The sequence below is a fragment of the Marinoscillum furvescens DSM 4134 genome, assembly GCF_003386095.1.
In the GTDB taxonomy this organism is placed as follows: Bacteria; Bacteroidota; Bacteroidia; order Cytophagales; family Cyclobacteriaceae; genus Marinoscillum; species Marinoscillum furvescens.
Genome location: NZ_QREG01000004.1, coordinates 21625 through 35914 on the forward strand (window position 1 = coordinate 21625; position 14290 = coordinate 35914).

The 14290-nt window shown below is 44.0% G+C and carries 14 protein-coding genes; 13 read left to right on the forward strand and 1 reads right to left on the reverse strand.

Features of this window, described 5'->3' with window-relative positions; translation table 11 throughout:
* The first annotated feature begins 6 nt into the window (after positions 1-6).
* The 13 genes from C7460_RS05525 to C7460_RS05585 all read left to right on the forward strand — a co-directional run bounded on the left by C7460_RS05525 (position 7) and on the right by C7460_RS05585 (position 13470).
* On the forward strand, positions 7-2613 hold the full coding sequence (locus C7460_RS05525) for a methyl-accepting chemotaxis protein (RefSeq protein ID WP_115867094.1): 2607 nt from the start codon (positions 7-9) through the stop codon (positions 2611-2613).
* A 29-nt stretch (positions 2614-2642) separates the two neighbouring features.
* Complete coding sequence (locus C7460_RS05530) at positions 2643-3386, forward strand: ParA family protein (protein WP_115867095.1); 744 nt, start codon at positions 2643-2645, stop codon at positions 3384-3386.
* Between the two features lies 1 nt (position 3387).
* Positions 3388-4059, forward strand: coding sequence for a chemotaxis protein CheW (locus tag C7460_RS05535; RefSeq protein WP_115867096.1), 672 nt, complete (start codon positions 3388-3390; stop codon positions 4057-4059).
* Between the two features lie 2 nt (positions 4060-4061).
* The gene (gene cheB, locus C7460_RS05540) at positions 4062-5096 is read left to right on the forward strand and encodes a chemotaxis-specific protein-glutamate methyltransferase CheB (RefSeq protein WP_170147901.1); all 1035 of its coding nucleotides are present in this window, start codon (positions 4062-4064) and stop codon (positions 5094-5096) included.
* A gap of 1 nt (position 5097) precedes the next feature.
* Entirely contained in the window at positions 5098-6819 is a 1722-nt protein-coding gene (locus tag C7460_RS05545; RefSeq protein WP_115867098.1) for a chemotaxis protein CheA, read from the forward strand.
* A 5-nt stretch (positions 6820-6824) separates the two neighbouring features.
* Positions 6825-7670, forward strand: coding sequence for a CheR family methyltransferase (locus C7460_RS05550; protein WP_115867099.1), 846 nt, complete (start codon positions 6825-6827; stop codon positions 7668-7670).
* A gap of 24 nt (positions 7671-7694) precedes the next feature.
* Positions 7695-8063 (forward strand): response regulator, encoded by a 369-nt coding sequence (locus C7460_RS05555; protein WP_115867100.1) that lies wholly within the window; start codon positions 7695-7697, stop codon positions 8061-8063.
* Positions 8064-8221: 158 nt separating this feature from the next.
* Entirely contained in the window at positions 8222-8824 is a 603-nt protein-coding gene (locus C7460_RS05560; RefSeq protein WP_115867101.1) for a hypothetical protein, read from the forward strand.
* 27 nt (positions 8825-8851) lie between these two features.
* Positions 8852-9211, forward strand: coding sequence for a response regulator (locus C7460_RS05565; protein WP_115867102.1), 360 nt, complete (start codon positions 8852-8854; stop codon positions 9209-9211).
* A gap of 33 nt (positions 9212-9244) precedes the next feature.
* Positions 9245-11875, forward strand: coding sequence for a nitrate- and nitrite sensing domain-containing protein (locus C7460_RS05570; protein ID WP_115867103.1), 2631 nt, complete (start codon positions 9245-9247; stop codon positions 11873-11875).
* Positions 11856-12239: a response regulator gene (locus tag C7460_RS05575; RefSeq protein ID WP_115867104.1), complete on the forward strand. Its 384-nt coding sequence runs from the start codon at positions 11856-11858 to the stop codon at positions 12237-12239. The genes C7460_RS05570 and C7460_RS05575 overlap by 20 nt, the downstream gene beginning before the upstream one ends.
* On the forward strand, positions 12214-12681 hold the full coding sequence (locus C7460_RS05580; protein WP_115867105.1) for a chemotaxis protein CheX: 468 nt from the start codon (positions 12214-12216) through the stop codon (positions 12679-12681). Before C7460_RS05575 ends, C7460_RS05580 begins: the two co-directional genes overlap by 26 nt.
* Before the next feature lie 6 nt (positions 12682-12687).
* Positions 12688-13470, forward strand: a complete 783-nt coding sequence (locus tag C7460_RS05585) for a PP2C family protein-serine/threonine phosphatase (protein WP_115867106.1) — start codon at positions 12688-12690, stop codon at positions 13468-13470.
* A 2-nt stretch (positions 13471-13472) separates the two neighbouring features.
* Here C7460_RS05585 and C7460_RS05590 read toward each other — a convergent pair whose 3' ends face one another.
* Positions 13473-14099, reverse strand: coding sequence for a hypothetical protein (locus C7460_RS05590; RefSeq protein WP_115867107.1), 627 nt, complete (start codon positions 14097-14099; stop codon positions 13473-13475).
* Positions 14100-14290: the final 191 nt, after the last annotated feature.

A 14290-nucleotide genomic window follows, 5' to 3' on the forward strand; every position in this document is an offset into this window, starting at 1 on the left:
TTTTTTATGAACGAATATTTAATTACCATCCTAATCCTTCTAGCTGCTGGAGGCTCTATTATCCTTGCCTCCAAAAAGATATTCAAACGATCATTTCTTTATGATATGGTCGTATTGGTCGTGTCTTTATGTGTTTTGATTGCCTTCATTGCTTTTGTGGTAGGCAAAAATGGCATTGTTCACTTGACCTGGGCCGTACCAGTAGCTGTGGGCACATTTGTAGGTGTGTATACATACATCTATCAGAAGCTTCACCGTCCATTAGAAAGCATCATCCAGGATATACTGCGTCTATCAAATGGTAGTACAGATACCCATTCTACTATCAGTCAGCTCCAGAAACGGAAAGATGAAATAGGAGACATAGCCAGGGCTATGGATGACCTTACCAATTCGCTTACTAACGCATCCAGCTTTGCCCGGGAGATTACCGCTGGCAATTTGAATGCTCCTTATCATCTGAGAGGTGATGAGGACGTGTTGGGGCATTCATTGGTGCAAATGCGAGATAATCTGGAAAATATGCTCGGGGAAACCAACCGGGTAGTGCAGATCGCCGGACAAGAAGGTAACCTGGATGCGAGAATTGACGCGCAGGATAAAGAAGGTGTATGGCTAGAACTCGCTGGATCTATAAATGAGCTGTTGGAAAATATTTCTCAGCCGTTTACGTCTATCAACAAAATTGTAAACGCTATGGCGTCTGGTGACCTGACCCAAAGGTATCAGGCAGCAGCTAGTGGCGATATTCAGCGCATGGCGGACAACTTGAACCTTGCACTCGATAACCTGGAGGGGCTGTTGTCACAAATTTCTCAAAATGTATTGATCATTGATGAATCAGCCGGAGAAATGAAAGTAACCGGTGAGGAAATGAATGCCAATACCAATGAAATAGCCTCAGCTATTGCTCAAATGAGTAATGGAGCTCAAAATCAGCTTCAGAAGGTAGATGAGTCATCTGTGCTGGTAGAACGCATTTTGCAGGCGTCACGTCATATGATGGAACGCTCAGAAGGCATCAATGAAGCAGCCCAACGTGGCGCCGATAGCAGTGAAAAGGGCATGGGTATCGTAGACGGAGTGGTGTCTAGTATGCAAGAAATATCCGAGTACTCTTCTAAGACAGATGAGTCTATGCGGATACTTACCGAGCGGTCATCAGAAATCTCACGCGTGCTGGGCATGATCACCGAGATAGCCTCTCAAACGAACCTTCTGGCCCTCAATGCAGCAATAGAAGCAGCCCAGGCTGGCGATGCAGGTCGAGGTTTTGCGGTAGTGGCAGAGGAGATTCGTAAGCTTGCAGAGGATTCTCGTCGTTTTGCCAAAGAGATAGAAGAGCTTGTAGGCGACGTTCAAAATGATACCGGAGAGGCCGCAGCCATTATTACACAGATGAACACCGTAGTAAAGGCCGGGCGAGAAACATCACAAAAGGCGTCGGCATCTTTCAGGGAAATACTCGAAAGCTCTACAGAAACCTTGCGTTTGTCTGAAGAGATACTTTCCGCAGCACAAAATCAGATCGAAAGCATCAACAATGTAGTAGGTATCACCGAAAGTATTGTGGTCATAGCAGAGCAAACCGCTGCAGGTACCGAGGAGGTGGCCAGCTCGGCTACTCAACTATCCGCAGGTATGGGCTCATACAATGAAAAAACGCACGGCCTGGCAACAGTAGCAGAGCAGTTCAAAGAGGGTATTAGCATGGTGAAACTCACCGGACAGGCTAGCGAAAACAATGCACTGTTTAAAATGAGAGAGGCATATGAAACCGAAAAGAGCCTGTTGGATGCCTTGCTAAACTATATGCCAGATTTCATTTATTTCAAAGACCTTGAAGGCAAGTTTACTAGAGTGAGTAAGTCTATGGCACCAAACTTTGGAGCCAATAGTGTGAAAGATCTCATCGGAAAGACGGACTTTGACTTCTTTGGAGACCATGCTAAGAAGGCTTACGAAGACGAACAAGAGATCATCAGAACGAAGAGACCTCTACTCAATCAAATCGAGAAAGAAGATAAGCGAGATGGCACCACTTCTTTTGTATCCACTACCAAGCTTCCATTGTATGATCAGGAAGGTAAGGTAATTGGCACATTTGGAATTTCTCGAGATATCACTGATTTGAAGCTGGCTCAGATGAAAACCGAAGAGCAAGCCGCAGCTTTGAGGAGCATGAAGAAACAAATTCAAGGTTCCAGTGATCATCAGGAAATCATCGATCAACAAAATGAATTTTTTGGACAAGTGATTAACTATATTCAGGATAAAATGGTAGTGCAGTCACCTGATGGTAAGGTGTACCTGGTCAACAATGCCATGGCCAAAACGCAGGGAAGCAAAGCCTCCGATCTCATAGGGCAGTCACTGGATGGCCAATGGGCACTAGACCCTGCTTTGACTCAAGGCAGACAAGCCCAAACCCGGGCCTATCGTCAAAACCGATCCGATGTAGTTATAGAAACAAAAGCTCCGGTATATATTCCTGAGTATCACGACTGGGGCATGCTTTCGGTACAGAAAAGCCTGACTTCTAACGGGAGTTCAGAATCACAACTTGTGAGTCAGTTGAAGAAAGATTACCCTGAAATCACCATTGATATCTAGAAATTCAGCTTTCCCAATCGTAAAAAACTATGATCATAGCAGTAGTCAACCAGAAAGGAGGAACAGCCAAAACCACAACTACCGTAAACCTCGGTAAAGCGCTTGCTGATGCAGGAAAGCGTGTGCTGTTGGTAGATCTGGATGCACAGGGAAGTTTAGGGTATAGTCTGGGGATACAAGAGGCGCCTCACTCCATCGCCGACGTATTGGCTGGTGAAATTGACCTTTCACAGGCCCTGATAGACCGTGAGGGGCTGCAAGTTGTAGCTTCGCAAATAGGGCTGGCAGACCTGGAGCTGGAGCTAGCTGGTATGCAGGAGCGTGAGCTGTTGCTTGCGGGTGTACTTCAATCGGTAGAAGAGTCGTTTGATGTCATTTTGATTGATTGTCCGCCATCACTATCACTGCTTACAGTCAATGCTTTAAGCGCGGCAAATCAGGTGATCATCCCCATGCAGATGGAGGTGCTGAGTTTGCAAGGGTTAGACCTGATATCGGAGACCATTACGAAAATAAAGGCTGCACTCAACCCGCATTTGGAGGTATTGGGCATACTGCCTGTCATGGTGGACAAGCGCCGAAAACTTAGTTCAGAGGTACGAGAGCACATACAGGAAAACTACCCGTTTAGAATTTTTGATACGAACATCAGGCCAAATGTAAGAGCCTCTGAGGCTCCGTCTTTTGGTCAGAGTGTGATCTCCTATGCACCAGATTCCAATAGTTCAAAAGATTATCAACAGTTGGCAAATGAAGTACTAAACAACCTCTAAGATGGCGTTGGGCAAAAATTTAAAGAAAAGTAAACTCATACCAGACACTCCGGTAAAAAAGAAGGCCACGACAAAGGCGGTATCGGTAGAGGAGGACCTTCCGCAGGAAAGCACCACTCCTGATGGTACGGTCACGCAGGCAGAATACGAGAGGCGCCGGGCACTTCATCAGAAATTTCACAAAGAGATCGAAAGTCTGGAACGCAAGCAGGTGCACTTAATTGCCTTTGAAGTTGGTGGGGAAGAATATGCCATTGACATAGATAAAATCAATGAAGTAGTACCTACCCCAGCGATTACACGTATGCCCAAAACACCAGTGTACATTTCCGGTATTGCCAATATTCGGGGGCGAGGTATTGTAACCATAGATTTAGCTAAGAAGCTGGGATTGGTTCCTGATGAGCGGGAGCTTGAAGGGCGAACCAACTACACCATCGTGGTGGATACAGGTAGGTATACCGTTGGGTTATTGGTGCCTAATGTGCCTCATAATCAGCGCTTTTCTGGTAGTGACATCCAGCCGGCCTCAGATAGTGTTTCGGATACCACCCTTGACGAAACATACATCAAAGGACTGATTCGGGTCAATGACCGGATGATATTTTTTATAGACATAGACGAGCTGGTAGAAGGTGATCGTCTCAAATCAAGGGTGGTAAAAGAAGCTTAACTGTGGCAAAAAAAATTAGCATATTAGTTGTAGACGATTCCGCATTTTTGCGCCTTCTTATCAATGATCTACTCTCCAAAGAAGAAGATCTGGAGGTGGTGGGTACGGCTACAGATGGTAGGGAAGCTGTAAAGCAAACCCTGGCATTAAAGCCGGATATTGTACTGCTCGATATGAATATGGGAGACTATGACGGCATGTTTGCAGTAGAGCAAATCATGGAAAAGCTTCCTACGCCTATATTGATACTCAGCTCTGTGGGTAATACCAATCTCCACCAAATTTTTGATGCACTGGAACTGGGAGCTGTGGATTATATCAACAAACCTGTGAAGGGTGGCTCCAAACTTCGAGAAATTACCACCGAACTAGTGGCAGCGGTAAAACGGGTGGCTAAGGCTCGTCCGCGAACTACACCAGTGAACCGTGATGGTCTCAATGAACTGCACCACACGTTTGATGACAGCCCCAACTATGATGTTATTGTGATAGGAGCGTCTACTGGTGGCCCTACTGCTGTAGAAAAGGTGTTGCTATCCCTTCCGGCAAACCTGAATGTGCCGCTTGTAATAGGTCAGCATATGCCACCAAACTTTATTTTGTCATTTGCCGCACGGCTAGACCATATGAGTCCGCTAAGGATAGTGGTGGGGAGGCCAGGGATGGAGCCCAAGCCAGGAATGGTAATCATCGCTCCGGGCGATGGGAACATGATTCTGGAAAAGCGAGATCAACAAGTGCTGGTAGGATTTAGCGATCGAGATTACCCTGAATATAATCATCCCTCTATCAACGCACTGATGTATTCTGTGGCTGAAATATATGGTCCTAAAGCGCTAGGGGTGCTGCTCACAGGTATGGGGAAAGATGGGGTGAAAGGATTGAAAATGATTCGAAACAAAGGAGGAAAAACCATCGCTCAAGATGAAGAATCCAGCGTAATATACGGCATGCCCAAGCTCGCATACGAAACCGGGGCGGCCGAAGTGGTTATGCATGTAAAAGAAATTGGTGGCTATTTGGTAAACTGTCTCTAACGTGAAAGAAAAAGAATACAAAGAACTTTTCCTCATGGAGGCCAAAGACAACATCGAGCAGCTAGACAAGCTCTTTGTGGATTTGGAGAAAGATCACGGCAATGCAAATGCCATTAAGGAGATCTTTCGCATTACGCATACGCTCAAGGGCAATGCGATGGGACTTGGTTTTGAACCAATCGCACAGCTTTCACATGTCATGGAAGACGTCATGCTGGCCATTCAGGAGGGGAAAATCAATCTCGATCAGGACCTCTTCAAAATTCTCTTTCGTGCCAACGATAAGCTCGGAGCGCTGGTCAATGCACTCGAGACTGAGGAAAAAGTGAGTTATCTGGGTATCAAAACCAGTCTTTCTTTGTTTTTGCAAAAGGCGCTAAACCAAAAAGAAGAAACACCTGACGAAGAACCTGCCGACAGCCCGACTCCACCGGCACTTGAAGCCGAAGAAGAAAAGCCTCAGCCAGTACCAGAAGAGACGGGTACGCAAATTTCCTTTTCTGATGTCATACAGATTCCGGTTCGCAAAATGGACGAACTGATGAATGAAGTAGGGCAGCTGATCATTGAACGCGACAGGTTAATTGCGATGAGCGACGAGCTGGGAATTCGCAGCAGCGAGCTAGACAGGCTCAAACGCATTACATCCAATCTTCAATACAGCATTATGAATGTTCGTATGGTTCAGATTGGCTTCCTGTTCAACAAGTTTCATCGCGTATTGAGGGATGCGGCTGCCATAGAAAACAAAAAAGTAAACCTTGTCCTCAAGGGCACAGAAATAGAAATAGACCGCAATATTCTCAAAATTATCAGTGATTCGCTGGTGCACCTTGTGCGCAATGCGGTGGGCCACGGCATAGAAGCCGCCTCGCAGCGTACCACACAAAACAAACCCGAAGTAGGTACGGTGATGCTAGATGCCAAGTACGAACGAGACCGGGTAGTAATCATGGTCACCGATGATGGAGGAGGGATCGATCACGAAATCATCCGTAAAAAAATAGTAGAAAAAGGACTGGTCAGTGAGGTTATTGCCAAAAACCTGAAGCCAGAAGAAGTCATTCAATACATCTTTGAGTCGGGTTTTTCCAATGCTGCTGAGGTAAACGAAATCTCAGGTCGGGGAGTAGGCATGGATGTAGTGAAAAAAGCTGTAGAGTCTATAGGCGGGCAGGTCAAAGTGGAAACCATCGTAGGAGAGGGCACTACAGTATACCTTCACGTGCCTTCTTCCCTTGCTCTGAAAGGCACCCTGTTGTTTAAAGTGGATGACCAGGAGTATGCCATGGCATTGTCCTATACTGAATCTGTGGTTCCGCTGAATAGTCATGATATTTATAAGCTCGGGAGCAGTTTGATGACCCGCTATCAGGAAGAAACCATCTCTGTCGTATTTTTAAAAGACATCCTGGACCTGCCCACCCTGTCTGCCATCAATGAACGTGGAGTACTGCAGCGGTCCTATGAAGCTATTGGGGAGGAGGCAGTAGACTTCAATGCCATCGTGGTGTCTTATGCCGGGCGCACCACAGCTGTGATCGTAGATCAGGTATTGCAGCAAAAAGAAATCATCGAAAAGCCACTAGCCAGGCCGCTTACGCAAGTGAGGTTGCTTAGTGGTACCACCATATTGGGCAATGGCAACGTTTGTCCAGTAATAGATATCGCCGCACTCACGGACCTGCTTCATAAGCAGGCCCTTCAATCACAACATGAATAATATTAATGAGACCAGCACAACCAGTGAGTGACAACAAGCCCGTAGAAATGATTACCGATGAAGAAATGAATGCGCTCATGGTGGCGATCAAAAATCGGTATGGACTAGATTTTACCAATTATGAAAAAACCTCCTTGAAGCGCGGCATTACCCGGCTGATGATGAAGCATGGCATGGAGTCTTCTTTGGACCTATGGGGACGCGTACTTCAGGATTATGAGTTTTTCAACAAAGCAATCGATGACTTGCTCGTCAACCTCACCGAGCTTTTTAGAAATCCTGATGTTTGGATTCGATTGCGCGATGAGGTACTGGATCGGTTTGGCAATGCACCGCTCAACATCTGGCATGCAGGCTGCTCTACCGGTGAAGAGGTTTATACCATGTCCATAGTACTGGAAGAAAAAAACCTGCTCAATAGCACAAGGCTGGCTGCTACAGATTTGAGTACAAAGGCACTGGAAAAAGCCAAAAAAGGAGAGTATCCGCTGGAGTTGATCAAGCAATACCTCACACCGTTTCTGAAATTTTTTCCAGACCGTAAACTCGAGGACTACTTTGATTTTCATGACAAACATGCCACTATAAAATCCAGATACCGCAGGCAGGTTATGTTTGAAAAACATAACCTGGTCCACGATCCGGTACATGGTAGCTATGACATAGTCTTTTGTAGAAATGTCATGATTTATTTTGACGATCAGCTAAAGACTAAAGTGCTAAATCTGATGCATCGCGCCTTGAAACCAGGGGGGTATTTAATTATCGGTTATTACGATATTATGCCAGATGCAGGGAAGAAATTGTTTGAGGTAGAAGATATACGGACAAGAATCTATCGAAAGAAGTAAATTAGAAAAGAAAACAACAGAAAAATGGGCCATAGAATACTGATTGTAGATGACTCTGGTTTTTCCAGGGCCACTATTCGGAAAATACTCGAAGAGGCCGGGCTGGAAGTAGTAGGGGAAGCAAAAAATGGAGTGGAAGCGCTCGATCAAATAGAACTGTTGCAGCCAGATCTTATCACATTGGACAATATCCTTCCGGATATGACAGGCCTGGAAATACTCAGGGTATTGCGCGAACAGGAAATTGTAGCCAATGTAATCATGATCAGCGCAGTGGGGCAGCGATCAGCCATAGAAGAGGGACTACACCTCGGAGCTAAAAAATACATGATTAAGCCTTTTACAGCAGACAAATTGCTCGAAGAGGTCCGGGAAGTATTAGAAATTACTTGAGATTTCAGTGGATTAAAGGTGGTTTATAACTCAATTGAGTAAATTAGGCCATGGTCGGCTTTTATTCCCACTCCCTTTAGTGATTTCGTGTTTGAGCCATGAAAAGTTGAACTAATTATCCAAAATTAACACATTGCGATACCAACCAAATAAAGTAGATGTTAGATAAGCTAAACGAAACAGAATTAGAAGTAGCCTCCAAGCTCGTATTTGATGGGCTGTCTATGGCCAAGAGGTCTATGGAGCAAATACTACAAAGTCCTATTTCACTAGAAAAAGTAGACTATAGTAGTAGTGTACATGCCCCTTTACCTACATATGATAAACATGCAGAGGAAAGTGTACACGTCATTAAAACTCAGTTGATTGGTGAGCTTAAAGGTACCAGTCATTTGATTTTTAGTGAAGACGAGGTGGCCAAGGTATTTAAGGCATGTTTGCCGGCTAATCTTATCGAGAGTGACTCGCCAGAAAGCAAAATGATGAAAATGGGCTTTCTGACAGAGATAGATAACATGATGGCCGCAGCAGTCATTACAGAATTTTCAAACTTTTTAGGTTTGGAAATCTACGGACATGTACCTTCGCTGAATGTTATGAAAGCCCATGAGCTCAATGGGTTTTTAGAGAAAGAGTCAGGAGAGTTTGACTCTATTATCCACTTCAAGGCTATTTTTCATGGCAAGGAGCTGGATATAGCACCAGATTTCGTGTGGATATTCCACGAGGAGTTTGTAAACAAAATCAAAAACTTAGTTTGAGTTTTCCCAACAATATAGAAAATAACAATGAGTAAGAAAGTACTAATAGTTGACGATTCGATTTACATGCGGTCACTCATTCGCACTGCGCTAGAAGAAGAGGGCCTGGAGATTGTAGGAGAAGCTAAAGATGGCGAGACAGCCATTGATCTGGCACTGGAAACTACCCCGGATCTGATCACCCTGGATAACATACTGCCAGACATGATGGGGTTTGAAATCCTTAAAGTGTTGCGAGATCAGGGATTGGAGTCTAAAGTGATCATGATTAGCGCGGTAGGACAGCAGACTGTAGTAAACAAGGGTAAGGAGTTGGGTGCTTCTGATTATATTGTAAAACCCTTTACCTCTGAATCTTTGCTAGAAGTGGTAAATAGAGTGCTTTAGTCCACTAATTTTTAAAAGGATCAAACAGACAGTATGCGCATTCTTTACGATTTACCTATAAGAATCAAATTCGCTGTGGTGCTGGTGCCACTTATAGTCATCATTATTTGTTTTGATTATCTACAGATCAAACACAACTATCTGGACTATAGTGATTCCCAACGACTCAACCAGACACTGCAATTGGGGGTGGAAATCAACCATGCCGTACACGAACTACAGAAGGAACGAAGTATTTCTATAGGGTTTGTGTCCAATGATGGTTATTCTTTCGTAGAGGAAATGGAGCATCAGCGGCAAGTGACCGATAGCACCATTCGCGCATTTTATAAAGAACTAGAATCCTCCGATCTGGATGGAGTGTTTTCCATTCATATGGACGATATCGAGTTGTTAAAAAGTCAGTTTCAGTCCATCAAAAGTATTCGAAACAGGGTAGATCAACTTGCCCTGGACCCTTTGCAGATTTTAGAGTACTACTCTGATATAAACGATGTGGCCCTCAACACGGTGGACATGTTGATCAATGAAACCAGAGACAAAGACATAGCTCAGCAGGTACACGCCCTCATTTATTTTTTGAAATCCAAAGAGCGAGCAAGTATTGAGCGTGCTATTGGTACTCAGGCGTTTTCACATGAAGTGATAGATGACGAACTCTACAGCAGTTTTGCTGCGCTAGTAGCGGAGCAAGATGCATATCTCGATGCTTTTTTGGTCATAGCAGACCAGGAATCCTTTAATGTTTACTCTCGCCTTATGTCAGGACATGATGTGGGTGAAGTAGAGCGGCTGAGGGAAGTGGTTCATGATCGCAACGAAATGGGTGAGGTAGACCCTGCTTACTGGTATGACATGACCACCAGCAAGATCAACCTTCTAAAGCAAGTGGAGGATCATATCTCTGATCGGCTATTGAGTCACACTGAGTATTTGTATGTTACGGCTTTTCGTAAGTTTTGGACGTTTATCGTACTGGATATCATCATCGGCGTGATAGCCGTGTGGCTGATGTCTATCATTGTCACCAATCTCCTGGCCAATGTGAAAATATTGGAAAATTTCACCTTGCGCATTTCCAAAGGAGACCTGTCTAAGAAAGTAAACATACCGACCAAGGATGAAATTGGGCAGTATGCCAAGACTTTCAATGTGATGGTAGACGAAATTGTGAAGTCTCATAACATCCTTAGAAAAGAGCGGGATAAGGCCAAGTTTCTCTACAACAACATCTACAGGGTGTCTTTGGTGGTATTTCAAAACATCCATCAGGGGATATTCCTACTCGACCGAAACTTTAAAATGAGTAAGCTCTATTCCAAGTCCATGGAGAAGATCTTTGGAGAGCAAAAGATTGCCGGTGAAAACTTTGCCAATTTCATGCGTCCGCTCATTATTCCCCGAGACCTGGAGGCCTTAGAGATGTTTATGAGGCACTTGTTTAATGAAGATATGGATGAGGACGTGGTAAACCAGCTCAATCCCATAGAACAAGTAAAGATCTATAGTGAAAATGATGGGGTTGTAACTACCAAGTACATCCGAGTCAACTTTACGCGAATCTGGCGCAGAGACCGCATCACCAATATCATGGTTACAGTTTCTGATGAGACAGAAAGTGTATTGCTCCAAAAGCACCTGGAAGAAGCAGAGAAGAAAAAGAAACAGGAAACCGAGCAAGTACTCAGTATTCTCAAAATAGACCCATCGCTCATTCGTGGATTTCTTTATAATGCCAAGCGTACCTTGCGTAGCATTTCAGAAAAGTATGAAAGCAGCAAAGATGGTGACTTAAGAGGCTTGCTGGACTTTACTTTCGAGACGATACACAACCTCAAAGGCAATGCAGTAGTGATTGGCCTGGACATCATGTCTCAGAAGTTTCATGAGGTGGAAGATGCCATAGAAGAGCTAAAAACCAAAGAAATTACCGGTAAAGACTTCCTAACGATTCTTTATGAGATAGATGATGCCGATAAGATCATTGATGAAATGAGCTCAATGCTGAGAAAGGTGGCGGATATCTACCGCAAATACCCTTCTGGTGGGCATGTAGTATCCAATATCATGCTCATAGATACTCTGGAGCGCTCCGTAAAAGTGATCGGCGAGAAAATGGATAAGCAGGTAGATTTCTTCTTTAAAAACGAAGGAAACCTCGTGCTGCCTAATGAACATATAGATGTTTTCAGGGATGTGATGATTCAGCTTATCCGAAATTCTATCAAGCATGGAATTGAGCCAAAGGATCAACGTGTGGCAGCAGGTAAATTGGCCCGTGGAGGTATTACCATAGAGCTGGATCAGCCAGCGGAGGGGCAGCTACGTGTTATATATAAAGATGATGGTAGAGGGCTGGATATAGAAAAGATCAAAGACCGGGCGATCATGAATAATTTACTAACAGAATATGACGCTGAAAACCTCACAGATGAAGATGCAGTCGGTCTCATCTATGAGAAAGGTTTTTCTACCTCTCAGGAAGTGGACGAAATAGCAGGGAGAGGCCAGGGCATGAATTTGGTGAAAAATTTGATAGAAAGTATCAAAGGCACATTTAAGACTGAATTTGAAAGTGGAAAATATTTTAGGCTGATAATCGAACTGCCTGTCAGCGGAAACATACAAGATCAAGAAGAAACGAATGAGGTTGCTAATAGTTGATGACTCGTCGATTATGCGCCGCATAATCGAAAAGAATCTAAAAGATTACGACATACAGATCATAGGGATGGCACCGGATGGGCAGACTGCATTACAGCTTGTAAAAGAACATATGCCGGACGTGATCACGCTAGATATTACCATGCCAGGTATGGATGGATTGGCCTGTCTGGATGAAATCATGGCTGTACATCCCAAAGCCAAAGTGATGATCATTACAGCTCTCTCCGATAAGCTTACAGGCCTTCGGGCGTTGGACAAAGGGGCACGAGGATTTTTATATAAACCAGTAAATGCTGTGGATTTGGCCAAAGCATTTGACAGACTTTTGAAACGCAATGAAAACAAGCAAGGCAGAGTTTGATGCTACATGTAACCTGTTTATCAACTCGGTAAACAACTATTTTCGACACCTGACGGAAATAGATTCTGAGTTGAATGTGCCTTACTTGAAGCAGTCTGAGGGACTGATGCTGAAGGACTATACAGGGATGATCGGTATCTCCGGAAACCGAAAAGGGTTCGTCTATATTTCGGCTAATCGTGACATGTACGAAGACCTAATTAAGATATTTATAGGCATAGATGACCCATCCGACGAAGATATATTGGATATGGCAGGTGAAATCTCTAATGTAGTCGCAGGAAACGTGAGGGCAAACCTTGGTGCAAACTTTATGATATCTGTACCCGTTGTTTTTAAAGGGATGCCCAGCCAGCTGAAAATTCCAGATGATGTATCTATCTATGTAGTACCTATCATGTGGAACAATCACGAGGCATTCGTCGTAATAGGATTGCAATAGAAACGAATGAATCAAGAACGAGCATATTTTAATCTGGGAATATCAAACGCTGAAGATGCTACACTAAAAAACTACATGTCGCTCTTTCCAGAAGAGCTTATTGTAAGTGTATTGGATGCCTTTATAGTTAACCGACCTATGAGTGGAAAAGTGGGTGGGGATGGCTTTTGGGTATATCAGGAAGGCGATGATTTTTACCTGGCCGTTTTTGATTGTATGGGCCATGGTCATCTGGCCAGCATGATGACGAGGATTTATACTCAGACGTTTCAGCGTATCGTTCAGAAAGATGAGGTGAAAGATCCTGGAACCATCCTCAGGTATTTACATCATAAAATGGATCACCGCTTCCGTGGGAAAGACAACATGCAGGTGGGATCTGGAGCCGATGTAGGGCTGCTAAAAATTAACCTGGGCGTGCGTAAAATGGAATACGCAGGTGCGAAAATGGACCTGACCCATGTGAGAGATGGAGCTCTGGGCACTATTAAGGCTGATCGTATGCCAATAGGTGAACTGTTTGAGTACAATCATGATTACCATACGCGAACGGTGCATTTGAGTGATGATACCCGTACTTGGTTCTATTTAATGAGCGATGGCTTCAAAGACTTGATGGGTGGGCCAAACGGTAAAAAACTTGGACGCAAAGGTGTACAGGAAGTACTACAACAGGTCAATAATAGATCCTCCGTGGATCAGCGTGAGTATTTACTTGGTTTTTTAGACGAATGGAGTGGCTCAAATATGCAGTTGGATGACGTACTCGTCATAGGCTTTGCATTATAGTCCTACATGTCTGAGGTGTTGAGCTTCAGAATTTTTATGAAATTTTCATCCAGTATCCAAATAAAGTAAGGGGCCACATTTACCGCTACACCCTCTAGTACCGTTTTTACGTGGAAGGCCGTCTTGTATATTTTGTTTTCCTTTTCAAAAAACTCATTAATTTGATCGCATGGGATAATCTGAATTTGAGGGACTTTAAGCTCCAGCTGTACGCCCAGGTATTCAGAGATCTCTTTCATAGATAGCGCCGCTATTACGTTTTCTATTTCAGACATGAAGCCGTGCTTCATGAGTTTGTTTTCCGTTCGTTTGTCAGACTTAAATTCGTCTGGTAGGCACACAGAATTGATCAGGTCCACTTCATGATCTAAAATCACAAAATAAAAAGCTCCTCTGATATCACCGCTAAAGACGAGTTTGACGAGGTGTGCCTTAAACCTGCCCAATAGATCCAACTCGCGTATTGGGCGTAAGGGCTCCGTCTCAAAATCCACTATAGGGGCGTTGATTCTTATCTTGAGCATTTTCTCCATTGACTGCACGGCCTTCTCCATGGCATTGTGCACCATCTCAGAGATGATTTCTCTTTGTTCTTCAGTGAGGCGATGAGTAGGGTATACTGTAGACAAAGTTGTAGGATTAACGATTTATTCTGCGAGTGTAAATATAATAAGAAGCGTGTGTCCTGTAGGTTAAGTTTTTTGATGGGCTATGTATAAGACGGTAGCTGAGGTAAAAGGTTTATATCGGCCAGGTGGCGAATATAAAAAAAGGCCCTTGATATAAAATCAAGAGCCTTTTGAATGTATTAGTACTGATC

Coding starts and splice junctions, on each gene's coding strand:
- C7460_RS05525 (WP_115867094.1), top strand. CDS start 7: ATGAACGAATATTTAATTACCATCCTAATCCTTCTAGCTGCTGGAGGC.
- C7460_RS05530 (WP_115867095.1), top strand. CDS start 2,643: ATGATCATAGCAGTAGTCAACCAGAAAGGAGGAACAGCCAAAACCACA.
- C7460_RS05535 (WP_115867096.1), top strand. CDS start 3,388: ATGGCGTTGGGCAAAAATTTAAAGAAAAGTAAACTCATACCAGACACT.
- C7460_RS05550 (WP_115867099.1), top strand. CDS start 6,825: ATGAGACCAGCACAACCAGTGAGTGACAACAAGCCCGTAGAAATGATT.
- C7460_RS05555 (WP_115867100.1), top strand. CDS start 7,695: ATGGGCCATAGAATACTGATTGTAGATGACTCTGGTTTTTCCAGGGCC.
- C7460_RS05560 (WP_115867101.1), top strand. CDS start 8,222: ATGTTAGATAAGCTAAACGAAACAGAATTAGAAGTAGCCTCCAAGCTC.
- C7460_RS05565 (WP_115867102.1), top strand. CDS start 8,852: ATGAGTAAGAAAGTACTAATAGTTGACGATTCGATTTACATGCGGTCA.
- C7460_RS05570 (WP_115867103.1), top strand. CDS start 9,245: ATGCGCATTCTTTACGATTTACCTATAAGAATCAAATTCGCTGTGGTG.
- C7460_RS05575 (WP_115867104.1), top strand. CDS start 11,856: ATGAGGTTGCTAATAGTTGATGACTCGTCGATTATGCGCCGCATAATC.
- C7460_RS05580 (WP_115867105.1), top strand. CDS start 12,214: ATGAAAACAAGCAAGGCAGAGTTTGATGCTACATGTAACCTGTTTATC.
- C7460_RS05585 (WP_115867106.1), top strand. CDS start 12,688: ATGAATCAAGAACGAGCATATTTTAATCTGGGAATATCAAACGCTGAA.